The sequence below is a fragment of the Henriciella sp. genome (assembly GCF_029937755.1).
Classification (GTDB): domain Bacteria; phylum Pseudomonadota; class Alphaproteobacteria; order Caulobacterales; family Hyphomonadaceae; genus Henriciella.
Genome location: NZ_JAPYPG010000006.1, coordinates 246,782 through 271,184, shown reverse-complemented (window position 1 = coordinate 271,184; position 24,403 = coordinate 246,782). Strand labels below are relative to the sequence as shown.

Here is a 24,403-nt window from a genome sequence, read left to right as displayed (position 1 = left end):
CCAGCATGGCACATCACGATGCCGGTGGGAGGGGCCGTCCACCCCATCAGTCTAATGCGAACCCGTCTCCAGCAGCTTTAGGCGCGCCGTCCCTATCCAGCTAAAAGCTGACGCCATTCGAGGAGAGCGGCATCACGCTGGGATTTGAAAGTCTGGCGGCGGTTGATGTGGCGGTCTAGGTTGAAATGATTATAGAAAGAGGCGTGGGTCGAAGCGAATTTCTGCAGGTTCGACATTCGCCTGAACCTCAGCATCGCCCGCTCTCTTCGCCGGAACGGTAGATGCGAGTTTTCGGCCCGATTGTTCAGATGGCGACCGACCTCCTGGCGGTCGATATTACCGATGTCTTTCATGGCAGCGCCATAGGACCTGAGTCGGTCGGTGACGACAGTCCGCGGTGCGCCGTAGCGCTTCATCGCTTTTCTCAGGAACCGCAAGGCCGCTGTTTTATCACGGGTTTTTGTAACATAGCTTTCGAGAACCTCGCCCTCATGATCGACAGCGCGCCAGAGGTAATGGGTCTCGCCGTTGATCTTCACAAAGACCTCGTCCAGGTGCCACTGCCATTGCGGGATCTGGCGCATGTAGCTGGCTCGCTTCACTCTGATCTTGCCAGCGAACATCGGACCGAACCGGTCGACCCACTTCCTGACACTCTCGTGGCAGATATCGATTCCACGCTCGTGCAGGAGGTCTTCGACGTTCCGAAGCGAGAGCGGGAAACGGACGTACATCATCACCGCTAGCTGGATGATCTCAGGCGACGTCTTAAAGTAGCGAAAAGGCGAGTTGGTCATTCAACCCAGCTATCTAACTCCGGTTAAGGGCCGGTTCCCCTGACAATGCCTCGGACCGAACCGGTCGACCCAGAGCCGCACGCTCTCATGGCAGACGTCGATGCCGCGCTCATGCAGGAGGTCTTCGACATTCCGCAAAGAAAGCGGAAAGCGCACATACATCATCACCGCAAGCTGGATGATCTCGGGCGATGTTTTGAAATATCGGAACGGATCTCGGGACATCCCGAAACGCTAACCGACCTGCCCTACCCGCTCAATCGCTCGGTTGCGCTGACAATGCCGTCCGAATCACGGGCTGGGTCAGATCGAATGTCAGCTAGCCAGGTTTTGTCTAATGACCTGGATCACTGATGACGCTGCCTCTATTTGCTCTTGAGACAGACCGCCAAAGGCATTGTTAGCAACACTTTCGGCGAGGCGCGCGATCTCTTCTGATCTCGCCAACGCAAACTCTGTCGGCACCACTCGCCAAATACGACGATCCTGCGTGTCAGCCTCACGCGTTACGTAGCCGGATTTCTCCAACTGATCGATCAGTGTGCCAACAGATGGACGGGCAACTTCTAATGCCTCGGCAAGTTGGGTTTGAGACGCTGCCTTCAGCCTGAGTACGTAAATCAAGGCGTGCCACTGTGACCGCGTTAAGTCCAGCCGCTCCATTTCCTGATCAAAGGCCGCTCGCAACAAGCGAGTAACTTCTGCCAGCAAAAAGCTGAGATTCACTCGCTCATCATCCCCCATGCGTCCGACAAAGCTATTTTCGGCAATTGGAATTTTCAAAATATCATTCCGGTTTACTTTATTTGTGAGTTACCTTCCATTTAGGATTATAACAATAATATTTTAGGGAATTTATTATGGCTATGAATGACGGTTGCGAGCGAGAAATCCAAGCAAGTGGTCTGACACTGACCTATTCCGCTTACGGTCAGAACTCTGCGCCAACTGTAATATTTGCTCACGGAGGTGGTCAGACTCGCCATGCGTGGAAAGGCGCAGCCAGATCGCTTGGTCAGCAAGGATTTTATTCTATTGCCCTAGATCTTCGAGGGCACGGAGATAGCGAATGGGCTGAGGATGGCGACTATTCTCTGGAGGCCTTCGGGCGTGATCTGGTCGCTGTCGCGGAGCAGCTAAGCGACGAAGGGCGTGCACCTCACATTGTCGGCGCCTCGCTCGGCGGGCTCGGTGCCATGGTCGGTGCTGGCATGCTGCAACCAAAAGCTTTTGCTTCAATCACTTTGGTGGACATTACGCCAAACATGGAAGCTAGCGGCGTCGCAAAGATAATCGGCTTTATGGCCGAGCATAGCGTGGATGGATTTGCGACGCTGGAGGAGGCCGCAGATGTTATCGCGCAATATTTACCTCACAGGCCCCGACCGACAGATCTTGACGGCTTGCGCAAAAACCTTCGGCAAGGTCAGGACAAACGCTGGCGTTGGCATTGGGACCCGGCCTTCATTCAAGGGGTTATGAAGCGATCAGCCGTCGAGAGAGCTGGGGACCTTGAGCAATCGGTACGCAACATCACTGTTCCTGTTCATTTGGTGCGTGGACGCATGAGTGAGCTTGTCTCGGAGGCCTCAGTGCAAAAATTCCAGGCTTTATTGCCTCAAGCCCACTTCACAGATGTTGCTGGTGCGCGACACATGGTGGCTGGCGACAACAACGATGTATTCACCACGGCTGTCAGTAATTTTCTGCGCCAGCATTCGGAAGTTGTTGAAGCATGAGTGCAACTCTGCCTGATCTCGCTTTCGTTCAGCAGGCATTAGAAGCGGCTCCGTTTCATCGCTGGCTCGGACTCACCGTGACCGAAACAGGCGCGGATGAAATCAAACTGTCTATGCCTTGGCGCGACGAACTCGTATCAAACCCGAAGGTAGAGTCCGCGCATGGCGGTGTGCTCGCCGCGCTGATCGACCTGACGGGGTTTTACGCTTTGATTGCGACTGGAAATATGCCTCTAGCAACGGCAGATTTACGTGTTGACTATCATCAACTTGCAACGCCTGGCCCGCTTACAATTGTCGGAAAGGTGGTTCGCCTCGGAGCTACCCTATCCGTGGCGGAGGCCAGTGTTTACAGCAGTGACGGCGATTTGCTTTCGAGTGGCAGAGGGGCCTATCGGATGCTTAGGCCGTCAGCATGAGCCGGTATTTGTCTTTCCGCGCGCTTATCTTGGTTTTTCTTTTTGCGTCTTGCTCAAATGAGCCACCTCTGGAGCAAACGGCTGTTGCGGTAGATGAGAGGCCAAAAACTATTGCGCCGATTAAAGTGAGCACAACTAACGCTGAACGCATTGACCTTGCTCAGCCTCTAGTCGCGTCAGGAACAATTGCGGCAAAGCAAACGAGCAACATTGGCGTGCTATCGCAAGGCGTAGTCGAAAAAATTCATGTCGGAGTTGGTGACCGTGTGAAAAAAGGCCAGGCATTGTTTCAGACGCGACGTATCGACTATCAACAACGACTTTCTGAAGCTGAAGCCCAACTTGATATTGCAATTGCGGGGTCGGCAAATGCCGAAAGTGCGTTTAAAAGATATTCTGTTCTCGTCAATGATGGCTCAGTCTCGCGAGCTGCTTACGAAGATGTTCAAACAGCATTTCAGGTTGCGGCATCGCAGGTCACGCTTCGCCGCACTCAAGTAGCTACCGCGCGGCAGGCGCTAGATGATACGATTGTTCGCGCGCCCTTCAATGGTGCGGTGACAGCCCGCTACGTCGACGAAGGCGTTTTCATGGCAAATAGTTTCTCTGGAATGGGCAATTCGGCGGTCCTTCAAATACAAGAGTGCGAGATCGCAGCCGGGATCCTATTTGCGCCGGAATCTGAAGTTGGTCGGTTGCGTCTTGGCTTGAAGGGCAACCTCTACGTCGATGGCCGGAGTGCACCTATCCCATCAGACATCATTATTCTAAATGATCGAGTAGATCCGCAAGCAAGAACCGTCGAATTCAGAATGGCATTTTTGAATGAGGGATGCGCCGTGCGAGCGGGGCAATCAGTGCGGGCGGAAGTGAACGTTGACCCGCGTCCAGCACTTGTTTTGCCTAGGGCAGTGCTTCAGGGTTCGAGCACTTCTCCCTATGTTTTTAAAGTTGATGGTGATCGAGCCCGACGAGCATCGATTACGTTTCGAGATATTGATCCAGTTCGAATTGAAATTCTATCGGGCGTGAGTGAATCCGACTTAATTGTTGTCGACCCTCTAGATGCGATGCGTGACGGCACGGTAGTGGAGACCGACGTTTCATGATGGGGATCGTCAAGACCTCTATTCGACGTCCGGTTTTCGCTGTCATGATCATTGCCGCGCTCGTTGGGCTCGGGTGGATTTCCATTGGTCGACTGGGTGTCGATCTGTTTCCAAATGTCGAATTCCCGTATGTTTCTGTCACGACAACACTTGAGGGTGCTTCGCCTGAAACGATAGAATCTGAAGTGACGGATATTATCGAAGAAAACGTCAACACGATTGATGGGATCGAAAGCCTGCAATCGTTCAGTACCGAAGGCGTTTCGAGTATCTTAGTCGAGTTTGCGTTGACAACCGATATCAACGTAAAAGTACAAGACGTTCGCGATAAGGTTCAACTCGCATTGGCTGACCTGCCAAGCGACGTTGACCCACCGGTTGTCGATAAAGTTGACCCCGATGCCGCACCCATAATATCGGTTATGATTGCTGGTGATATCCCGATCCGGGAGATTACTGCTTTCGCCGATGATATCGCCAAAGACGAGATTCAACGCATCAAGGGTGTGGGGTCGGTGTCGATTGTTGGTGGACGAGACCGAGCTATCCGCGTTTGGCTTGACAACAACCGGATGCGATCATTCGGAGTGACTGCGGATGATGTTCGCATGGCTGTCCAGAGTGAGCATGCTGAGCTTCCAGGCGGGAGGCTAGAAGTTGCTGGTGGCACTCGCGAGTTCGGCGTCAAAACATTGGCTGAAGCAACGACGCCAGCAGATTTCGCAGATCTACCCGTGGCGTATCGAGAAAACGGCGTTGTAATTCATGTTGGCGATGTCGCAAGAGTGGAAGATGGTTTGGAAGACGAACGCTCTGCGGCCTTCCTCAACGGTCGGCGCGGTGTTTCGCTTGATGTCCGCAAGCAAGCCGGACGAAACACAGTTGAGGTTTCGCGTGCTGTAAAGTCTGTAGCTGAGCGTTTGCGGACACTCGCCCCGGACGGTGTGGAGATTGTCGTCACACGCGATATTTCGAAATTTGTAGAAAGTTCGATCAAGGACGTCGGACATGACTTGCAGATCGCCATGGGGCTGGTGGTCGGCGTAACATTTATCTTCCTTTTGAATGTTCGCGCGACCCTTATCGTTGCTATTGCGATCCCGACCTCTCTGGTGGCAACCTTTTTCGGCTTCTATCTGATGGGCTTCACGATCAACGTGCTGACCTTACTAGCGCTGACCGTTGCGATTGGGCTTCTGGTTGATGATGCCATAGTCGTTATTGAATCCGTCACCACGGAGATTGAGAACGGCAAGCCACCTATGCAGGCGGCTTATGACGGTACGAAAAAGGTAGGATTAGCGGTCTTGGCCGGGACGGCGGCCACGCTCGCAGTTTTCGTTCCCATCGCTTTTATGGGTGGTATCGTTGGACGATTTTTCTTCCAGTACGGCTTGGCCATCGTCTTCTCTGTAACCGTTTCCCTAATTGTAGCTTTGACTTTGACACCCATGCTGGCGTCGCGAATGCTTAAGCATCGAAAAACTACATTCTGGCTCCGCCCGATAGAATTGCTATGGGACCGTGTTGACGGTGTTTATGGGCACATCGTGTCATGGGCGGTGACCTTTCGATATCCTGTGCTGCTTTTGGCCGCCGGGTCGGTAATTGTCGGCGGATGGTATGCCGCGCGCGTGCCGTCTGGCTTCACCTCAAAAGCAGATAGAAGCGAGTTTCAAGGTACAATAGAGCTTCCATTAGGAATTGGAATTACTGCTTCTAGTGAAGTGGCAAGCAATGTTGCGAGAGCACTGCTAGACGTTGAGCATATTGAAAGTATCTTCATCACGATTGGCGCGGGCGCACAAAGCGATACGAATGTGTTGTCCCTTTATGCCTCTCTCACACCAAAGTCTGACCGCGCGAAATCTCAATTTTTGATTATGGACGAAGCTCGCGCTGTTATTGCATCGGTCGCGCCCGACGCAGTCAAAACATCGGTGCTTGAAGTGCCTTGGGTGAGTGGAACAGGTTCCGGTGGAACGGACATCGATCTAATTCTAAAAGGCCAAAATCTTGAAGAAATATCAGATTACGCAGACGAACTGGTACAGCGAATGCGGGCGCACGGTGCGTTTTCCGACCCACGAACCAGTTATCAATCGGGACGACCCGAAGCACAGATCCTATTCAACCGACAGCGCGCCGGAGATCAAGGTGTTTCAGCCCGCACGCTTGCGTCTACATCCCGCATTGCTCTGGGTGGTCTCAACGTCGCGAGCTTTGAAGATGGCGGGAAGCGTTATGATGTGCGCTTGAGATTGGACGACCTTCAGCGCGAAACCATTAGCGATCTATCGCGTATTCAAGTGCGCGGAGTCGACGGTCGTCTTGTAGATGTTGCATCAGTTGCAAAGATACAGTTTGCGTCCGGACCTGCGCAGATCGACAGAAAAGATCGCTCTCGGAAAGTGTCCGTATTGGCGATCACGGCAACAGGATCATCCTTGGGTGAAGCTTCTGGAGCACTGCTCCAGATGATTGACGATGTGCCTCCACCGCCGGGCATAACATTCGAAATGGGGGGCATGGCTAAGAACATGGCTGAGACTGCAGATGCAATCGGATTTGCGCTGTTATTTGCCTGTATTGTTCTCTACATGGTTCTGGCAAGCCAATTCAATTCTTTCGTACAGCCTTTAATCATTATGCTGACAGCACCGCTTAGTTTTTCCGGCGCGTTCGCAGGTCTTTACTACTTTGGATTGGAATCGTCTCTGTTTGCCCAGATCGGCCTAATTGGGCTGATGGGTATCGTGATGAAAAATGGCATTCTTCTTGTCGACCGCGCCAATCAGCTCATGGAAGAGGGCGTGCCTAGCGGCGATGCAATCAGACGAGCCTGTCCTGAACGCCTTCGCCCAGTATTAATGACAGCTCTTTCAGCGATCTTCGGGATGGTTCCTGTCGCCTTGGCGACATCGGATGGTGCCGAATGGAGAAACGCCTTGGGAGCATTGCTGATTGGCGGCTTGTCCACTTCAACGATATTGACGTTACTCGTTGTTCCGGCAGCGTACGTGATACCAAGAGATATCGCTAATGTTGCAAAGTGGATTTGGCGACTGTTTTCCCGGATCGTGCCCGGCAAGCGGGGAGCGGGTGTTTCTCCAACTCAGGCGCAGCGCATCGATCAGTGACATGGAGCGATCTGGATTGTGTGTCAGACAAATGTAAACTCGTCTCTGCTAGTCGACGAAAATGCCGGTTTAGGCAGCGAGAGGTGCTGTCAGTCTAATGCAATCCCGTCTCCAGCAACTCTAGCCGCACTCTGCCCTATCCAGCCAGAAGCTGACGCTATTCAAGGAGAGCGGCATCTCGTTTCGTTTTGAAGGTCTGGCGGTGGTTGATGTGGCGATCAAGGTTGAAATGATTGTGAAACGAAGCGTGGGTTGAGGCGAATTTCTGCAGGTTGGACATTCGCCTGAACCTCAGCATCGCTCGCTCTCGTCGGCGGAATGGTAAGTGCGAATTTTCCGCTCGATTATTGAGGTGACGACCGACCTCCTGGCGATCGATGTTCCCGATGTCTTTCATTGCCGCACCATACGATCTCAGCCTATCGGTCACGACGGTCCTTGGCGCGCCGTATCGCTTCATTGCTTTCTTCAGGAACCGCAAAGCCGCTGATTTATCGCGTGTTTTCGTAACGTAGCTCTCGAGGACTTCGCCCTCATGGTCGACAGCTCGCCAGAGATAGTGGGTCTCGCCATTGATCTTCACGAAGACCTCGTCGAGATGCCACTGCCATTGCGTGATCTGGCGCATGTAACTCGCTCGACGCACCCGGATCTTGCCCGCAAACATCGGTCCGAAACGATCGACCCACAGCCTCACACTTTCATGGCAAACATCGACTCCGCGCTCATGCAGAAGATCTTCGACATTCCGAAGCGAGAGCGGGAAACGCACATACATCATCACCGCAAGCTGGATGATCTCGGGCGATGTTTTGAAATATCGGAACGGATCTCGGGACATCCCGAAACGCTAACCGACCTGCCCTACCCGCTCAATCGCTCGGTTGCGCTGACAATGCCTCGGAATGGATTGCGGGGTATCCGGCGATGCTAGCCAAGACAGCCGACGGGCTCAATCGGCCAGTTCCCCTGACACTCTCATGGCAGACGTCAATTCCACGCTCGTGAAGGAGGTCTTCGACGTTGCGAAGGGACAGCGGAAAACGAACGTACAGCATGACCGCGAGCTGGATAATTTCGCGAGATGTCTTGAAGTAAAGAAACGGGTTTTGGGACATGCAGGCAACGCTAGTCGGGTCGGCTTGCCTGTTCAATTGGCCTGTTCTCCTGACAACACCAGCCGAGGGGCTCAGGTCACTGACAATGCCGGGCCAAGCCGAAATAACACCGGCTTGGCCCCACTTGGTATGCCTGAATGTAATCTACACTACCACGACTTTGAAATCGTCACCCCGTAAAGGGCTGGCTCAGTCAAGAATGCATTGCTGTAGAGTCCGGGACTGTCATCTTGCAGATAGGCCCCTGTAATGACCTCCTCATCAAACAGGTTCTTCGCAAATGCCTCAATTTGCAGACCAGATTCTGTATTCGCTAACACAAGAGAAAGGTTGAAGTTTTCCCAGCTATCGATCTGATCGCGTCCAACGTTCCAGATGCGTGAAAAGCTGTCTGCCTGATAGTAGTAATCTCCTCGCACCGTCAATTTCCAGTCGCTGTTTCCTAGTGCGGACCAAGTATATTCTGCGGCCAAGTTTAATGTGGTATCAGGTGCGCCAGGAAGGTTGTTACCACGCAAATCTTTATTGACGCCGTCAAAGGGCGTGAGAGCACCGACCGCACGGGTCGCCCCATCCCCGTCCATGTAGGATACATTACCTAGACCAAACGCGGCTTCCTGGCCTGCAAAGTTCCCAAGACAAAGACCTGCAGTACTGCCGGGTGCGAGTTGACCGGCCGCGATCGCGCCTAGCACGGTCGCATAACCTTGGGCTGATACAACACAGTTTGAGTAGTTGGCTGCGTTTTTGATAACAACGAAGTCTGGGTTGCTCGCTGTGCGGTCCAGAACGTCAATCGCGAATACATCTACAAGCTCTGTCTCCAGCAAGCCTAAGTTGGCGGTCAGAAGCCAGTTGTCTGCAGGGCTCCAGAGATATTCAACCTCCAAGCCATACAGTTCAGCATCCACGTTAAAGTTGACGGACGCCCGGTTGATTACCTGAGTAATCTGATAGTCGGTATAGTCATAGTAAAAGCCGGTTAGATTGAGTTGCTGCGTGCCTTCGGCGAACAGATTCTTGGTTCCCACCTCGTAAGCATTGATAAATTCAGGTTCGAAGGTGTTCGGAAACGCATTGGCGTTTTCCGCGGGCTGTGGCGGATTAATCCCACCGCCCTTATACCCCCTGGAATAAAACCCATAAAGCAGAGTATCATCTGTAAATGAGAAATTTGGCGACCAATCAACGCCGGCGCGACCAGTCACTTCCTCAAATTCTACTTCGAAGATTCCATCGACGGTTCCATCGAGTTCCGCTTCTGTTGCCGGGCTCGGAACGGGTGCCGTCGGATCCGGCCGCACCGCATCTGGTGTAAACAGATAAGTCGGAATGTTCTTTTGTGATTTCTCGTCTTTGGTATAACGCAATCCCAGTGTGAACGTTAGATCATCGGTGAGGTCGTAATACGTTTCGCCAAACAGAGCCGTAGACTGCAACTCATACGGAGAGACTGTTCTGAAATAATTCCGGCCTAGCCCGTTAAGCGAGTTCAGAATGTTCGTATCACCATCCACGTTCGACGTATCCAAACTTGCTGGAAAGGGTACGCCAGGGATCGCAGGAGGACCACCTTGGGCCAAGGATGCGTTGTGCAGTTGCAAAAGTCCGGTCAGCGCGTTGCTTACGAAGTAGTAACCGTCGATTACATCGCTGTTTCCTGCTTCGTAATCCATATAAATTGCCCCAACATTAAAGTTGAAGGGGCCGTCGAAATCAGATTGCAAGCGCAGTTCTTGCGTAAACGCTTCGCTTGTCGCGCCGGACGGGTCAGCCACAGTATATAGATTGCTTGGACCAATTTGTGGATCATTGACTACGCCGCCAGGGAAAAGTGCATTGTAAAGATCGATAGAGGGGTTGATGCCTGGTGGGATGCTGGAAAAGTCATTGAATGTAATTGTGGGCTCGACTTTGGAAACATCTTCGACGGAAATCACAGATGTTTCGTTCCGACTCGTTAGCGATGTAAACTCAAGTGTGTCGGTGACGTCCCAGCTGAGATTGAGTGTCCAGAGATCCTGTTCGGCCTGGTAGAATGGATCGAACCCAGCCGCGATGGTCCTAAGGTCCTGGATAGCAGGTGCGGTGAACGCATCACCATTTAGCAGTCCAGCCCTTACAGCCAAGCCACCTGCAAGTGTTGCTACCGAATTCACTGTATCGCGAGACTCCGAGAAAGGAGCGCTGAGGCAGCCCTGGGAGGTATATATCTGATCCTCAAATGCGATTGGTATGCCCGCAAAATTAGTGTCTAGCGGGTCTTTCTTGCACAGTTGCTTACCGGACCGCAGGCGAGCATCTTCCTCTTCAAAATGCTCGTAAAGGAGCCAACCCCTAAATGATTCGGTCGGTTCGAATCCTAGTGTCGCGCGCACTGACCAAAGATCCCGGTCATCCACATCATTCCCCGTGACCAAATTTTCAACATATCCATCACGCTGTGTGAGCGATCCGGCAACACGTAGCGCAACCCGGTCGCCAAATGGGATGTTTGCCATGCCTTTGGCTTTGATGGTGTTGTAATTGCCGTAGGTAAGGGCGGCGTCCGCCTGGTATTCGCCAAAGACTGGTTTTGCAGTTATGAGGTTGAAAACCCCACCGGTTGCGTTGCGGCCATACAATGTACCCTGCGGCCCACGCAGAACTTCCACACGTTCTGTGTCAAAGAACTCTGACTCAAAGAGCCGATTGGACTGAAGCGGCACGTCGTTCTGGTGAATACCGACACCAGCGTCGCCAGACGTGGCTACCACATCTACGCCAATGCCTCGAATTTTTAAGTTGAAACCGGTGAATTGACCCTTGGTGAAGGATACGTTGGGGACCGCTTTAGTTAAATCGGGGCCTCCAGTGAGCTGAAGTCTCTCGATCGCCTCGTCATCGAACGCTGAAACTGCAATTGGAACGTCCTGAACGGATTCCTGAGCCTTCTGTGTGGTCACAACCACCGATTGCAGCGTTCTGACGCTGTCGCTGTCTTGGGCTTGGGCAGAAAGTCCAGCCCCCAAGCTTGAAATTGAGACGCTACCAAGCAGGCAAACTGTCAACGCTTTTCTGGATAAATTCAAAATGTCCTCCCTCGTTTCGTCCGTCTTACGCGGACTTTATCAGACAAGAACACTTTCCTATTTTATGCAAGCATAACATTATTATTAGGTAGAGAATGGGCTAATAGCCCCGTCTTCTCTGAACCAAAGCGGACACTTTTTGTATTGACACCGATTGTCTGCTGCCATACTGTATCTAGATCAATGATTGAGTGCGTTGCTTGATCCTTGATTTGTAAAGAGCGATAGTTAGCCTTGTCCGCTAGACGTTAATTGAAACGGCAAATGGACAGACAGGCCTCTTCTGCACTTTGCGTTTCCCAATACACCTGCTGGCTAAAGTCATTTAGCCAGCCCTTTTTGGTGCGCATGCGATTTAGCGATTGAACCGGAACAACCACTCAGCCATTCTCTGAAAACAAGAAAATGAAGTGGTTGGAATGAATATAAAAAAATCATCGACGATAATGGATATACGTTTTGCTGCTAATGAGCGTGTGGAACTGACCTTTCTTATCGGTCGCGTTTCGCGCGAGCTTCGACGCCGGTTCGACATCGACATGGCTTCTCTCAAGCTTACGCGCGCCCAGTGGAGGGCGATGCTTTATGTATTTAGGCTAAAACAGCCCACTCAAACCGAACTGGCTGAGGTTCTAGAATTAGGACGAGCCTCAGTCGGAAGCTTAATCGATCAACTAGAGCGGCGCGGCTATGTCGCGAGAATTGTTGATGAAAAGGATCGACGCGTCTGGCGAGTCGTACCGACAAGTTTAGCATCCGTCAAATGGGCGGAAATCGATGAGGCGGGCTCCCATGTGGCCACAGAAGTGTTTGCAGGATTTACCGAGGAAGATTTGCTGAATGTCAAAAGCTATATGGAAAAAGTCATTTTGAATCTCAATCGCGCAAACGAAATGAGCGCTCACGCTTCAAATAAGGGCATTGCGAACGACACCGACTGACGGATTGATCGGACGGCATGGCGACTGAACAAGGCTCACCCCTAAATTATCTTGGCATCAGAAACCCAAATTCACCGATAGTCACGGCGGATACCGCCATGACTATCGCGAATATTTCCAATATCAGTGACCTGAGCCCCTCGGCTCCCTCAGTTATTTGAAGAGCAGAGCATTAATGTCTAAGATACTGAGATTAGAACCGCAGACGGGCGGTTGCACCGAAGGTAAGGGGCGGTGCCAGGAAAGCACCAACAGCGGTACCCGGTGACGTTTGGGTAGCCGCGGTACCCTGGAGGGGCGTATCAAAGGCTAGCTCATAATAGTCTTCATCGAACAGGTTCTGCGCCCAAATCTCCAGCTCAAACGGTGAGTTGTCGCTATAAAACCCCATTCTCGCGTTGACCACGACCAAGTCGTCAACTTCCTTGAGCGGATCGAGGTTCGAGCCTGTATTATACCGTGAAGTGTACCGGCTCGAGACATTGAATCTCGTATCCCAGTCGCGGACAAAAGAGGTCTCATATGTAACTGCCAACGTACCTGACCAGCGGGGCGCAAATGAAATCGTGCTTCCTGGCAAACGCGGCGGCGCAAAAAAGTCCACTGCTTCAAAATCGTCGTACTGCGTTTCAGCATAAACGAGCCCCCCCTGAAGTGTCAGCCCTTCAAGCTTTTCAGGCAGATATCGGAAATCGAACTCTGCACCCTTTGAAATCACGGCGGGAACGGATGTCACGATAAAGCTCGTTCCGGTGAAGGTGTTTAACTGAAAATCATTATATTCCTGATAGAAAATGGCACCGTTGAAGAACAAACTATTTGCAGCGTTATTGCTCTTGAAGCCGACCTCGTAGGCATCCACGGTTTCAGGATCAAAGCCGGTGTCAAGGTTAGGCTGGAAGGGCGCGGGATCTGCGGGTCCGAACTGACTGCGATCCAAATTGAAGCCCCCGGCCTTGTAACCACGGGAGTAAGATGCGTAGGACATCAGATTTTCACTGAAGCGGTATGAGCCCTTTACTGTACCGGAAAGATCCTCGTCTGAACGATCTTGAGTGGAACTAACACCGACGAAGTTGTCGTTTACCCAAGGCAGACAAAGAGTTGGGGTTAAACCATTTGCCGCTCCAAAAACAGCCAGGGCGGTGGAGCAACTGCCTTCATTTCCATCGAAATCAGAGTTCAACGTCTTCTCATCGATCGTATAACGAAGACCAACGGTAAGATCGAACTGGTCAGTGAAGCTAAACGTATTGTTGGTAAAAATGGCATACGTATCAGCTTCCTGCTTAAAAATATCCTCTGTCGCTTTGGTCTCACCTGTGTAGATGGAGCCGGGTAGCGCAGCGAGGTTAAACGCCCCACCGCTCGCACCGAGCAGCAATTGCTGAAAGTAGAAGAAATAATCATTGCCGAAATTGATGAAATCGGTGCGGTCAAGCGTTTCGTTAGCGTAGTAGGCCCCAACTAGCCAGTCCAGTTTGTCCGTCGCGCCTGCGAGACGGATTTCCTGGCTGAACGTAGCAAAAGCATCAGTGGTTTCGTCAGAATCGCGGAACCAGATGTCAGCGGCGCTGAAGTCCATGTCTTGTCCGGAACCATTGTCCCAGTCGCGATATGATGTGATCGAGGTTAGTTCACCGACATCGCTTTGCCACGAAATGTCGGCCGACACGCCCCAATCTTCGGTCGTCTGCGTGGCGTCACGATTTGCAAAGGCAACTCGATCATACGGATCGACAGGGAAGGCGGATGCACCGTCGCCGCCTGCCAGCAGGGTGATTAGCGGACCACGCGCTGGGTCCACCGCTATATAGTCCCCCATGCAACAGTCCTCTTCCCGGTCGGTATAGTCGGCCGAAAGAAGGATTTCGAGGTCACTGGAAGGTTCGAAAAGAAGCTGCCCCCTGAAGGAGTAGAAGTCATATTGACTTGTTTCATCTGCGGTGCGCGGACCATTGCCCGTTTTCACATCAAGAAGCCCGTCGCGCTCCTCGTAGACCCCGTAAAGACGACCGCTCACTGCATCAGACAAAGGACCCGTAACTTCTCCGGACGTGCGGAGAAAGCCTTCATTGCCGATTCCAACTTCCCAGATGGATCCAAACTCATTGGAGGGCTTCTTTGTAACAACGTTGATAACGCCCGCAGAGGTCGATTTACCAAACAAGGTTCCTTGCGGTCCTTTAAGGACTTCGATGCGCTCGATTTCTCCAAGATCCCCAAAGGAAACACCATTCCTGGCACGTGGAACACCGTCGACAACAACGCCCACAGAGCTCTCTAGACCTGGATTGTCACCAACCGTACCAATGCCACGGATCCGAGCGGTGGTATTGGCCTGCTTCGACGAAGACGTCACGAGAAGACCAGGGGTCACTACCGTCAAATCCTTAATGTCCTGAACACCGGCATCATTCAGTAGTTCACCGGACAAAGCCGTCACGACGATCGGCACATCTTGTAGGCTTTGCTCGCGCTTTTGCGCTGTGACAGTTACAGCACCAAGGCGACGAATGGTCGGTTCGCTGTTTGCTGAGACCGCAACGTTCTGCTCGTTCACTTCCGCTTGGGCATGCGCACCTGCGGCCAGCAGCAATACTGCCCCGGATACAGACGCGGTGACCTTCGACAGTCGATTAAGATATGGCAATTATCTCTCTCCCTTTTGTTTGCGCCATACTATATGCCTCCTTACTTATTTAGAAGAGAACTTTTGTATTTTCGTTGGGCCCAATGGTCGCAGGTCAAAAAATTGGGCGCGCGACCAGTAGTTGTGCCGGTGACCCCGACTCCGATTGGTGCCGCATTTGATTTAGAAGTCTGTCGATATGGAGCGAGACAGTGCGCAAGAGCAGAATCGCGGAATAACAAATGACGGCGAACTTAGCCGAACACGAGTGTGGCATGGCAGCTTGTGCGCGCCCCTTAGACGCCGCATTCGACATTTGACAACTCAGAACTGAACACAGTCATAGCTCGGCGATAAGTTCCGATAAAAGATGTTCGAGTGGAACCGGCATAACACCTGCCCGCAATAGTCTTTGTAAAATCAATGAATTTAATTGGCTCTCATCGAATTCAGTCGGGCAGAAAAATGCTTCAAACCCTAAACTCAGAGTACGAAGACAAAGATGAGACACTCCCAAGCTTGAGACGTTGCCCTTTATCAGAATTTGCCTACGGCTCGTCTCCCAAACAGTCTGCTTATCATTCAGAATGCTATCAAGGGTCGGCGCGATGGCGAATTCGCCAGCCTCGTCATGGACTTCAAGATAAGGAATTCCATATGCCGAAAGAGCCGACATAATCAGTCCGTCTTCATATACAGCGTCAACAAATATTACTTGAATGTCCCTACGCCGCATTACGCCTGGCACGGCAGCTTTCTCAAACTCGGTCAGTTTAGACATTCGAGAGCCTCTACAATATTGTATGCCTCCATACAATATGTAAGCGGTTGTCGGCAACACCAAAAGGGGCTCTCGGAAAGCGTCCTCTAGAGGGCCACTTTAATGCGGTGGTCTTGAGTGGTTTGAACCCATAAGCACCAGCGCAGATTTCGGACATCTCATCGGTCGATAGAGGCGTCTATTCTCTCAAGGGGATTGGCGCCGGACGCTAAAAGAAAAATAAGGGCGCGGATGGCGCATCCTTACTCACGATGGCGCCCTAAGCATGCGATAAGCACCCCTGCCGCTCGACAGCAAACCACCTGTGCTGTTAAAAACACTGGCCTCCGCCACGGACAAAGTGGTGCCAAGTCGAATCACTTTCCCGACAATTGTAAGCGCGCCGGGCGTTGCAATTTTATGATAATCAACACGCAGGTCTGCCGTTGCCACAGGCATGTTTCCAGTCGCAAGCAACGCATAAAATCCCGTCAGGTCGATCAGCGCGGCGAGCACGCCGCCATGTGCGGACTGCACCTTCGGGTTCGACACAAGTTCGTCTCGCCAGGGCATTAACAGTTTAATTTCATCTGCGCCCGTTTCGGTCACACTGAGTCCGAGCCAGCGGTGAAACGGTGCCGCTTCTAATGCCTCCTGAACAAAGGCGCGATCAGGCAAGGTCGCGTTCATGCGTCAATCCCTTCTGAATGCTTCCGTAGAAAATCACTGACAGCCGCGGTGAACACATCATTCTTGTCGCCAGCTACCATGTGCCGCGCATCAGCGACGTCCGTAAAGTGGGCGTCGGGTGCCAAGGCTTTAAAAGCTTCGACCGAGGCATCGGAGACGAGTTCACTCATGCGGCCTCGCACCAAATGAATTGGGGCTTTTATGTTTCGAACCGATTGCTCGAGGTCGCCGACCCGCTCAACCGCAGATCGCCTCACAACGTCTTGAATGAAAGCTGGATCCCAGTGCCAACGCCAACGCCAGCGGCCGTCCTGGCCTAGCCGAAGGTTTTTCCGCAAGCCTTCAAGGTCTTTAGGCCGGCGTCGATGTGGCAAGTATTTAGCGATGACATCTGCAGCCTCATTGAGCGATGAAAAACCATCTTTGCTGTGCTCGCCCATAAAGCCGACAATCTTTGTGACACCGCTTTCTTCCAAATTAGGGGTGATATCGACTAGAGTCACCGAGGAAAAAACTCCGGGTTTCAAGGTTCCAGCCGCAATGACCGCGCCGAGCCCACCGAGCGACGCACCGACAATGTGCGGCGCACAGCGCTCACATTCGAATTCTGCGGCCACTGCAATCAGGTCGCTACCGAAAGCCTTAAGGAATAGTCGCCATCCAAAGCCCAATCGCCATCGCCATGTCCGCGGAGGTCTAGAGCGACAGAATGATAGCCTTGCTCACCGAGCGACTTGGCTGCATCTTTCCAAGCATGTCGAGTCTGGCCACCCCCGTGAGCGAAGTTTACGACCGGCGCTACTTCTTGACCATACACCGAGCAAGCTAATGTCAGACCGTTTCCTGAGATTCTTCGATCAGAAGCATCATAGTTTTTCATGCCGTACTCTTACTTATATATTATAAGATAGCCGATTATATGCATTCTTACGATCAAGTAAACCGTGATGGACCTTTGAAGTATCACTCGCAGGCTAAATCAACCTTTAGCGAAGAGTGGCAAGCGCAAGCACATCATCACCGCAAGCTAGATGATTTCTGGTGATATCTCGCAGTAGCGAAAAGACGAGTTGGTCATTCAACCTAGAAATCAAACACCGGTAAAGCGCCGGTTCCTCTAACAATGCCCTGCAGCATGCTCGTTCAGGTTACCGATTATTCGTTGTTCTGTGAATCAGCAATGCCTCATTCGTCCACTTTTCATCATCAACAGATAAACCTCAAAGCATTGGCTTTTCAGTTGATCCGGTCAAAATGCAAGAGAAAATGGGGCACAGGTCGATAGCCCAAAGGAATAGGATCGGCTCTTCAAACTATTAAGTTTCATTGTTCGCCTGGGACGCATGACTGAAAACCCATAAACGTAGTACGTTTATTTCCCCCAAACGGAAAGAATACTCCTGAGTGCCGTTAGAAAAGCTAATGGCTGGTCGAGCATCAAATGGTGGCGAGCTTCGGGTACGGCAATTATCGGAATATCGTCCCCACCTAACTCGCGGATGTATTCGCCCGAGTCCTGGGTAAATAGTTGGCTTTTAGCACCGTGTACAATGGCTTTGCGGCCCGGCGCTTTCACCAGTCTCTCGCCCATTTTCAGCCACTCATCTGGCTTATTGCTCTGCCGGAATACCTCGGGTGAAAACTTCCATGTCCAGTCTTCCCCGTCGCGCCGCAGGGAATGATACGCCATGTAGTCCGCGAGGAAGGGCTCGCCAACCGGCTGGGGCGGGGAAAGGATGTATCTTTTGCGCGCGGCTTCATAACTGGGATAGCGTTTGTTGGGCTTGTCTGGATTACCCGATCCAGGGCTTGCGCGTCGACGATTCCAGTATTGCTCCATCAGCTCAGGCCGCATGATCATCAGATCGCAAATTACAGCGCCGGAGAATGCATCGGGCGACTGGGTGACGGCCGTCAGTGCCGCGCCGGAACCAAAACTGTGCGCGATCAGGGTGGGTTTGTGCCCATCCACGAACATATCGAGCGCCTCCGCGATTTCACTGAACTCACGTCCTCTGGCCGTCGGATCGACCTCCCCGCGCATCTCGCTGTCGCCCATTCCTGCAAGATCGAACGCCACCACATCGTGGTCCTCCGCAAGAAACGGAGCTATGAAGGCAAAGCAGCGGGCGTGTGCGAGGAAACCATGCGTCATAAGCAGTTTCGGTTTGCGCCTGTCGCCCCAACGGAAGTAATGCGCTCTGGCACCGTTGATCTCAACATAGCCCTCTTCGCGTGGCACCTTCAGGGCCGACACAAACCATTTCGGCAGATGAGATCCGTCGCCTGCCCAGACGGGATCGATGTCCCCGGAAAGATCTTCGATGTTGGTCAGTACGTTCATTCAGTTGTCGTCTCCTTGGTTGAGATATTTTCAACAGCGAGACCGTGATAGCCTTTCTCTGCGACATCGTCGCAAAGCGCGGCGTAAATCGACAGGCTCGGAAAGTTAATAAGTTGACGCTTGTTGTCTGGAATGTTCGCACTCATGTACCAAGAGTCCGCTTCGGGAAACAATGTCATCTCGCCGGCCTGAGCAACTATTTCTGTCCATCCTGCTTCAGCGGCCGGATCGGCTTCGAAAAGGTCCTGTTCGTTGTTCCGCATCCAGACCAGGAAGTCGCAGATCCAATCGCCCTGGACCTCTGCGCTTGAAGGGCCATTTGAAAAACCCGACGGGCTAAGGGGGCCATAAGAAAACAGCATGTTGGGAAATCCCGACACGGCCATGCCCAAATACGCGCGCAACCCGTCTTTCCATGCTTGCGAAAGGGATAATCCGTTCGCTCCGGTGATATTCATGTCGCTCAGCCCTCCACGCCCGGCATCGAAGCCGGTAGCGAAGACTATGAGGTCGCATTCCATCTCGCCGTCCACAGTCTCGATCGCATGCGGCTTGACCCGGAGGATCGGCGTTGATCTCAGATCGATCAACGCAACGTTATCCTGCGCGAAAATTTCATAGTATCCCTGCTCAAGCGAAGGTCTCTTCGTGCCGAACGGATGGGGCGGATCGGCGGGCGCGAGCCGCTCGGCAAGGTCGGGATCCGCGATTCTCGCACGAACCTTGTCGCGCCAGAAATTGTAGGCGTGGCGGTTTGCTTCACGGTTGGAAAGCAGGTCGGCAAAATTGTGATACCAGAACCTCAGGCCGCCCCGCTGCCATAAATATTCGAAGTGCGCATCGCGCTCTTTTTTGTATACTTCAAGGGCTGAAACCTCTAGCGATTGGCATTCAAACCCACCGCTCGTCTGCCGACGTTTTTCGAAGATCGCGGAATAGCCCTGTTTTTCCCGTTCCTGATTTATCTCGGACAGCTTTTCTTGCCTCATCGGCAGGGCCAGAATTGGGGTTCTTTGATACAGAGTCAGTTTTTTCGCTGATTTGGCCGCTTCTTGCGCGACCTGTACGCCACTTGCACCGGTGCCGATCAAGGCAACCCTACGGTCGGCGAGGTCGATTCCCTCTTGCGGCCAGCGTGCTGTGTGAAACCACTGGCCTTTGAAATCTTCGAGGCCCGGGAAATCAGGAAGATACGGCTTTGAGGCGAAACCAAGGGCTGGCAGCAGAAACTGTGTCGAAATGATTACATCATCGTCGAGATGCAAACGCCACCGCTTCGCTTCCTTCTCAAAATGCGCGCTTTTGACTCTCGTCCCCATGCGCATCATTGGCCAAAGGTCTAGCGTATCGCAAACATGCCGGAAGTACGCTCTGAGCTCTTCCCAGCCTGGAAATCGCTCGCTCCAGGTCCATGACTTCCACACTTCATCTATCGAAAACTCGTAGAGCGGGACCTGCGAATCAACACGTGCACCGGGATAACAATTCCAGTACCAGATGCCCCCTGGCTGCGACGCAGCATCCACAAGAAGCACGTTGAATCCAGCGTCACGCAACTTGTGGAGCAGATAGATTCCACTGAAACCCGCGCCGACAATTATAGCGTCGTAATGGCGAGAAGCCTGATTAATCACGTTGCAACCGTCAGACGTTCCGCGATTGCTTTCGCGGTTGCATAATCGGCCTTGCCGTTGGATGCACGCAGGGGTGTTTTCGTCGGATGAACGGCCTTCGGCGTTTTGTATCCTGCCAGCTGCCCGCGTACATGATCCTTGATGGCTTGCTCTTCGAACGGAACATCGTGGTTGAGGTGGACGACGGCGGTGACGGCTTGACCCCATTTATCATTCGGAACACCTACCACCAGCGCATCACCAATGGCAGGATGGGTCTTGAGCACTTCCTCGACTTCTTCTGGGTATACCTTCTCGCCAGCAGTGTTGATGCATACGCTACCGCGGCCTAGCAGGATCAGGCTTCCGTCGGCCTCTACCTGGCACCAATCGCCCGGTATTGAATAGCGCACGCCATCAATTGTGCGAAATGTCTTGGCTGATTTTTCGGGATCTTTGTAATATCCCTTGGGGATGGCTCCCTTGCGCGCGATAAAACCGGGTACGCCGCTTCCCGGTTCAACTTTCTGATCGTTCTCATCAAAGACATCGCAAAACTCGCCAATCCCGAATTTCGCAGTGTTCGTGCCGCCCTGTGCGGTCGTGATGGACAGCCCGTAGCCGAGGCCTTCAGAAGCCCCAAAACTGTCCATCAGGACGACCTGGGTTATGTGCCTGCAAAGACCGGCTTTAACCTCCTTGCTCCACATCACGCCGGACGAGATGATGGACACGAGACTCTTGGTATCCCAGCGCCCGGGATGTTCATCGAGGGTGCGAAGCATCGGCTTGGCAAACGCGTCCCCCACAATTGCTATACTCTCGACCTTGTGCTTATCGACGGTCTGCCACAGTTCTTCGGCATCAAAGGACGGGTCCGAGAGAGTAACAATTGCACCGCCGGACATCAGCGCACCGATCGCGGTAATAAAACCAGTCCCATGCATCAGCGGGCAGGAGGAAAGAGTACGCCTGCCAGGTCCCTCATTTTTGATCAGGGCAACATTTTCTTCCAGTGTCTGCGGTACGGTGCCAAGTAGCTTCTGCGCGTCAAGCTGGGCTTTACGCATGTCGTCGTGCCGCCACATCACGCCTTTCGGCATTCCAGTTGTGCCGCCGGTATAGATGAAGAGCAGATCGTCAGGTGAGCGTTCGATACCGAGCGCCGATCCGTCTCCCTCACCCGCCAATGTTTCATAAGAACGTGCAAAAGGCGCTATTTCGGAAGGATCGCCAATTTCGACGAAGGTATGAACCTTCTTCAGCCTGTCCTTGAGCTCAAGAATACAGTCGCGAAATTCAGAGCTGTAGACGATCACCTCGCTATCGGAATCGTCGAAGATGTAAAATACTTCTTCGGGCCGATAGCGATAATTGATGTTCACATGCGTCAATCGACCCTTGAAGCATGCCGCCATCAACTCGCCATATTCAGGTCGGTTGCGCATGTAGAAGGCCACCTTGGCACCATTTTTTGCGCGTTGACGCAGTGCGCGTGCGATATTGTTCGAGCGCGATGACATTTCGGGCCAGGTAATAATCCGGTCGCCGTGTATTAGCGCCGGAGCGTTGCGAGGCATGGCTGGCTCGATCGCGTCGAGGATGTCACCGAGATTCCAGTCTATCATGTCGATCTTCCTTTCGGACAAGGCAGCAAGTCCCGAGGGAACCACCGTTAATGAGTATCTTATGCGGCCTTGATCCAACCTTGCAGTACTGCCGCCTCGGCCCGCGCCGATTCGGGACCTCCCAGAACCTGCCGGTCGAATCCTATGCGTTTGAACCAGTAATGCAGACCAACCAGGTCGGTGAATCCCATACCACCATGCACCTCGGTAGACGTGCGGGCGACAAAGCGATGGACGTCTCCGGTATGTGATTTTGCCTGGCAGGCGGCGAGCGATACATCCTCCGGCATCGCCTCATAAGCATACGCGGCGTACCAGATAAGCGAGCGGCATGGTTCATGATGTGCGGCCATCTCTGCGCACATGTGCTTCACGGCCTGAAAGCTACCGATAAGACGACCGAATTGCTCGCGCTGTCCAGAATAATCGACCGCCTTTTCGATCATGGCCTGGCCTGCGCCCAGGCTGTCGGCGGCCAGGAGGATGCGTCCCGCATCGCGCAGGCGCCCGGCAGTGAAACCGCTATCGTCGGCCAGTGGCTCGGCGGTGACCTGTGCGAAGCGCAGTTCCCCGACACTGCGGGTCCGGTCGATCGTCGTCAGGGGGATTTTCTCGAGACCCGATGCGTTGGCCGGAACAAGGTGCAACCGCCCCGTGGTATCAGCCACCAGGAAGGCATCAGCCCCCGCAAAATCCAGCGCAAACAGCGCCGTGCCGTCGAGTTTGCCACCCCTGCAGGTTACGCCAGCACCATCGCGCGCCTCGACTGTTTCGGAAATTGCCACACTTATATGCGCCTCGCCACTCGCGATCTTCGGCAGCCATCTGACCTTTTGATCCTCGCTGCCTGCCTCGCTGAGTGCGAGGGGTGCCAAAACATGACTGGCAAGGAAAGAAACTGGTGCGACCGCATAGGCGAGCTGCTCTGCAACTAATGCAGCGTCGAGAAGGGTCATGCCTAGGCCGCCATGCTCTTCCGGGATCATCATCCCGGGAATACCCAGGCCTTGCAGAGCGTCCAGCACCTTGTCGCTAACTGGATTGTCCCGCTCGGAGCATTCGCGGACATGCTCCAGCGGACAGGTATCGGCTAGACACCGCGCAACTGCATCGCGCAGCATCTGCTGCTCTTGAGAAAGTCCAAAATCCATCAGGCTGACCCCTGTTTCTGACGTAACATGTCTGCCGTTCCCTTCGCCGCACCCGAGATCTTCGGCAGCTTCGGTTCGCGCGGCATGTCGAGGCCACGCTCAGCGATGATATTCTTCTGGATCTGCGCGGTGCCGCCACCGATGATGAGCCCCAGCTGAAACATGTAATTCCATTGCCATGTCCCCCTCATCCGCTCGCGCGCGCTACCGCTATAAAGGATGCCCATCTCGCCCATTGCGTCGATGGCGAGCGCCGAAATCTGGTGTGCCAGCTCGCAGCTTTGCAGCTTCACGATCAGCTTCGCCATGCCGCCTGGCTCGCCTTTGAGGCTGTTCGAAAGTATACGCATTCCGTTGCATTTCATCGCAGCCACTTCGGCCTGAAGCGCGCCCAGCCGATCGCGCAGCACGGAATTGTCGATCGCGCGGCCCATGCCGATGCGTTCTTCCTTCATCAGCCTCACAAGAGCCTGGAAGCGATTTTCCAGGGCGTCAGGATCGCCCAGCATGCCCCGCTCGTGGCCCAGCGTTGCATTGGCAACGAACCAGCCCTGGCCCCGCTCGCCGACAATTTGTCCTACAGGCACCCGTACCTCAGAAAAGAAGGTCTCATTGAATTCCGCATGACCAGTCATCGTCTTTAATGGCCGCACCTCGATCCCCGGTGTATCCATCGAAAAAATCAGATAGGAAATGCCGCCATGCTTGGGCGCGTCGTGTTCGGTCCTGACCAGGCAGAAGATCATGTCCGCCTGCTTCGCAGTACTGGTCCAGATTTTCTGGCCGTTGATGACAAACTCACCGCTTTCGATTCGTGCGCTGGTCTTCAGACTGGCAAGGTCCGATCCCGCGCCGGGCTCCGAATAGCCCTGACACCAGACGACCTCGCCTTTCAGCGTCGGCTCTACCCACTGGCGCTTCTGTTCCTCGGTGCCGAGTTCCAACAGGGTGGGGACCAACATGGATATTCCCTGATTGGCGAGTCCGCCGGGAATGCCCGCGCGCGAGAATTCCTCGGCGATGATGCGCGATTTGAGGATGTCTGGCTCAGACCCGTAGCCGCCATAGTCTCTGGGGATCGTGCGCGCGGTATAGCCATGTTCGATCAACAGCTTCTGCCATTCGACCGCTTCGGCAGAGGGACGAGCGGCGCGGGCCTGCCCAGTCGGCGCGCGATGGCCGTGCAACTTCAAGAATAGCCGCATCTCCTGACGGAAAGCATCATATTCGGGTCCGTAGTCGAGATCCATG

General features: G+C 53.3%; 19 protein-coding genes and 2 pseudogenes. 5 read left to right on the top strand and 16 right to left on the bottom strand.

Annotation, left to right across the window (positions count from 1 at the left end; all coding sequences use genetic code 11):
- Nucleotides 1-92 precede the first annotated feature (92 nt).
- The 3 genes and pseudogenes from Q1K29_RS14365 to Q1K29_RS14355 all read right to left on the bottom strand — a co-directional run bounded on the left by Q1K29_RS14365 (nt 93) and on the right by Q1K29_RS14355 (nt 1,580).
- Nucleotides 93-797 carry an IS6 family transposase gene (locus tag Q1K29_RS14365; protein WP_300395781.1) on the bottom strand — a complete coding sequence of 235 codons (705 nt, stop codon included), beginning with the start codon at nt 795-797 and terminating at the stop codon, nt 93-95.
- Between the two features lie 51 nt (nt 798-848).
- A pseudogene (locus tag Q1K29_RS14360) lies at nt 849-1,022 on the bottom strand (IS6 family transposase); the annotation flags it as partial.
- A gap of 90 nt (nt 1,023-1,112) precedes the next feature.
- On the bottom strand, nt 1,113-1,580 hold the full coding sequence (locus Q1K29_RS14355) for a MarR family transcriptional regulator (protein ID WP_300395780.1): 468 nt from the start codon (nt 1,578-1,580) through the stop codon (nt 1,113-1,115).
- A 77-nt stretch (nt 1,581-1,657) separates the two neighbouring features.
- Here Q1K29_RS14355 and Q1K29_RS14350 point away from each other — a divergent pair, with 77 nt between their 5' ends.
- From Q1K29_RS14350 to Q1K29_RS14335, 4 genes are read left to right on the top strand one after another with little or no spacing between them, the layout of a single operon-like run.
- The gene (locus Q1K29_RS14350; protein WP_300395779.1) at nt 1,658-2,536 is read left to right on the top strand and encodes an alpha/beta hydrolase; all 879 of its coding nucleotides are present in this window, start codon (nt 1,658-1,660) and stop codon (nt 2,534-2,536) included.
- Nucleotides 2,533-2,955, top strand: coding sequence for a PaaI family thioesterase (locus tag Q1K29_RS14345; protein WP_018147826.1), 423 nt, complete (start codon nt 2,533-2,535; stop codon nt 2,953-2,955). Before Q1K29_RS14350 ends, Q1K29_RS14345 begins: the two co-directional genes overlap by 4 nt.
- Nucleotides 2,952-4,064 carry an efflux RND transporter periplasmic adaptor subunit gene (locus Q1K29_RS14340; protein ID WP_300395778.1) on the top strand — a complete coding sequence of 371 codons (1,113 nt, stop codon included), beginning with the start codon at nt 2,952-2,954 and terminating at the stop codon, nt 4,062-4,064. The genes Q1K29_RS14345 and Q1K29_RS14340 overlap by 4 nt, the downstream gene beginning before the upstream one ends.
- Nucleotides 4,061-7,204, top strand: coding sequence for an efflux RND transporter permease subunit (locus Q1K29_RS14335; protein WP_300395777.1), 3,144 nt, complete (start codon nt 4,061-4,063; stop codon nt 7,202-7,204). Before Q1K29_RS14340 ends, Q1K29_RS14335 begins: the two co-directional genes overlap by 4 nt.
- A 157-nt stretch (nt 7,205-7,361) precedes the next feature.
- On the opposite strand, the gene Q1K29_RS14330 is transcribed toward Q1K29_RS14335, so the two are convergent.
- The 3 genes and pseudogenes from Q1K29_RS14330 to Q1K29_RS14320 all read right to left on the bottom strand — a co-directional run bounded on the left by Q1K29_RS14330 (nt 7,362) and on the right by Q1K29_RS14320 (nt 11,393).
- On the bottom strand, nt 7,362-8,045 hold the full coding sequence (locus Q1K29_RS14330; protein WP_300395776.1) for an IS6 family transposase: 684 nt from the start codon (nt 8,043-8,045) through the stop codon (nt 7,362-7,364).
- Between the two features lie 127 nt (nt 8,046-8,172).
- Nucleotides 8,173-8,322, bottom strand: a pseudogene (locus tag Q1K29_RS14325) (IS6 family transposase); the annotation flags it as partial.
- Between the two features lie 149 nt (nt 8,323-8,471).
- Complete coding sequence (locus Q1K29_RS14320; protein WP_300395775.1) at nt 8,472-11,393, bottom strand: TonB-dependent receptor; 2,922 nt, start codon at nt 11,391-11,393, stop codon at nt 8,472-8,474.
- A 419-nt stretch (nt 11,394-11,812) separates the two neighbouring features.
- On the opposite strand from Q1K29_RS14320, the gene Q1K29_RS14315 reads away from it, so the two are divergent.
- Nucleotides 11,813-12,334, top strand: coding sequence for a MarR family transcriptional regulator (locus Q1K29_RS14315; protein ID WP_018147832.1), 522 nt, complete (start codon nt 11,813-11,815; stop codon nt 12,332-12,334).
- Nucleotides 12,335-12,527: 193 nt separating this feature from the next.
- On the opposite strand, the gene Q1K29_RS14310 is transcribed toward Q1K29_RS14315, so the two are convergent.
- From Q1K29_RS14310 to Q1K29_RS14270, 10 genes are all read right to left on the bottom strand, one after another.
- Nucleotides 12,528-14,987, bottom strand: coding sequence for a TonB-dependent receptor (locus tag Q1K29_RS14310; protein ID WP_026180628.1), 2,460 nt, complete (start codon nt 14,985-14,987; stop codon nt 12,528-12,530).
- A 319-nt stretch (nt 14,988-15,306) separates the two neighbouring features.
- Nucleotides 15,307-15,747: a hypothetical protein gene (locus Q1K29_RS14305; RefSeq protein WP_018147834.1), complete on the bottom strand. Its 441-nt coding sequence runs from the start codon at nt 15,745-15,747 to the stop codon at nt 15,307-15,309.
- Nucleotides 15,748-15,993: 246 nt separating this feature from the next.
- Nucleotides 15,994-16,416, bottom strand: a complete 423-nt coding sequence (locus Q1K29_RS14300) for a hotdog fold thioesterase (protein WP_119378439.1) — start codon at nt 16,414-16,416, stop codon at nt 15,994-15,996.
- A complete protein-coding gene (locus Q1K29_RS14295) occupies nt 16,413-17,087 on the bottom strand; it encodes an alpha/beta hydrolase (protein WP_300395774.1) in 675 nt (224 codons plus the stop codon). Before Q1K29_RS14295 ends, Q1K29_RS14300 begins: the two co-directional genes overlap by 4 nt.
- On the bottom strand, nt 17,039-17,296 hold the full coding sequence (locus Q1K29_RS18510) for an alpha/beta fold hydrolase (RefSeq protein WP_366524214.1): 258 nt from the start codon (nt 17,294-17,296) through the stop codon (nt 17,039-17,041). The genes Q1K29_RS14295 and Q1K29_RS18510 overlap by 49 nt, the downstream gene beginning before the upstream one ends.
- Nucleotides 17,297-17,788: 492 nt before the next feature.
- Nucleotides 17,789-18,760, bottom strand: a complete 972-nt coding sequence (locus Q1K29_RS14290) for an alpha/beta hydrolase (RefSeq protein ID WP_018147836.1) — start codon at nt 18,758-18,760, stop codon at nt 17,789-17,791.
- Entirely contained in the window at nt 18,757-20,394 is a 1,638-nt protein-coding gene (locus Q1K29_RS14285) for an NAD(P)/FAD-dependent oxidoreductase (protein ID WP_300395773.1), read from the bottom strand. The genes Q1K29_RS14290 and Q1K29_RS14285 overlap by 4 nt, the downstream gene beginning before the upstream one ends.
- Nucleotides 20,391-22,001 carry an acyl-CoA synthetase gene (locus tag Q1K29_RS14280; protein WP_018147838.1) on the bottom strand — a complete coding sequence of 537 codons (1,611 nt, stop codon included), beginning with the start codon at nt 21,999-22,001 and terminating at the stop codon, nt 20,391-20,393. The genes Q1K29_RS14285 and Q1K29_RS14280 overlap by 4 nt, the downstream gene beginning before the upstream one ends.
- Before the next feature lie 59 nt (nt 22,002-22,060).
- A complete protein-coding gene (locus Q1K29_RS14275) occupies nt 22,061-23,152 on the bottom strand; it encodes an acyl-CoA dehydrogenase family protein (protein ID WP_300395772.1) in 1,092 nt (363 codons plus the stop codon).
- Nucleotides 23,152-24,402 (bottom strand): acyl-CoA dehydrogenase family protein, encoded by a 1,251-nt coding sequence (locus Q1K29_RS14270; protein ID WP_300395771.1) that lies wholly within the window; start codon nt 24,400-24,402, stop codon nt 23,152-23,154. Before Q1K29_RS14270 ends, Q1K29_RS14275 begins: the two co-directional genes overlap by 1 nt.
- Nucleotide 24,403 lies beyond the last annotated feature (1 nt).

What these genes read in the sequence shown, in the direction of transcription:
- Q1K29_RS14365 (WP_300395781.1), bottom strand. Translation starts at nt 797, where the DNA reads ATGACCAACTCGCCTTTTCGCTACTTTAAGACGTCGCCTGAGATCATC.
- Q1K29_RS14350 (WP_300395779.1), top strand. Translation starts at nt 1,658, where the DNA reads ATGGCTATGAATGACGGTTGCGAGCGAGAAATCCAAGCAAGTGGTCTG.
- Q1K29_RS14345 (WP_018147826.1), top strand. Translation starts at nt 2,533, where the DNA reads ATGAGTGCAACTCTGCCTGATCTCGCTTTCGTTCAGCAGGCATTAGAA.
- Q1K29_RS14340 (WP_300395778.1), top strand. Translation starts at nt 2,952, where the DNA reads ATGAGCCGGTATTTGTCTTTCCGCGCGCTTATCTTGGTTTTTCTTTTT.
- Q1K29_RS14335 (WP_300395777.1), top strand. Translation starts at nt 4,061, where the DNA reads ATGATGGGGATCGTCAAGACCTCTATTCGACGTCCGGTTTTCGCTGTC.
- Q1K29_RS14330 (WP_300395776.1), bottom strand. Translation starts at nt 8,045, where the DNA reads ATGTCCCGAGATCCGTTCCGATATTTCAAAACATCGCCCGAGATCATC.
- Q1K29_RS14315 (WP_018147832.1), top strand. Translation starts at nt 11,813, where the DNA reads ATGAATATAAAAAAATCATCGACGATAATGGATATACGTTTTGCTGCT.
- Q1K29_RS14305 (WP_018147834.1), bottom strand. Translation starts at nt 15,747, where the DNA reads ATGTCTAAACTGACCGAGTTTGAGAAAGCTGCCGTGCCAGGCGTAATG.
- Q1K29_RS14300 (WP_119378439.1), bottom strand. Translation starts at nt 16,416, where the DNA reads ATGAACGCGACCTTGCCTGATCGCGCCTTTGTTCAGGAGGCATTAGAA.
- Q1K29_RS18510 (WP_366524214.1), bottom strand. Translation starts at nt 17,296, where the DNA reads ATGAAAAACTATGATGCTTCTGATCGAAGAATCTCAGGAAACGGTCTG.
- Q1K29_RS14290 (WP_018147836.1), bottom strand. Translation starts at nt 18,760, where the DNA reads ATGAACGTACTGACCAACATCGAAGATCTTTCCGGGGACATCGATCCC.
- Q1K29_RS14280 (WP_018147838.1), bottom strand. Translation starts at nt 22,001, where the DNA reads ATGATAGACTGGAATCTCGGTGACATCCTCGACGCGATCGAGCCAGCC.
- Q1K29_RS14275 (WP_300395772.1), bottom strand. Translation starts at nt 23,152, where the DNA reads ATGGATTTTGGACTTTCTCAAGAGCAGCAGATGCTGCGCGATGCAGTT.
- Q1K29_RS14270 (WP_300395771.1), bottom strand. Translation starts at nt 24,402, where the DNA reads ATGGATCTCGACTACGGACCCGAATATGATGCTTTCCGTCAGGAGATG.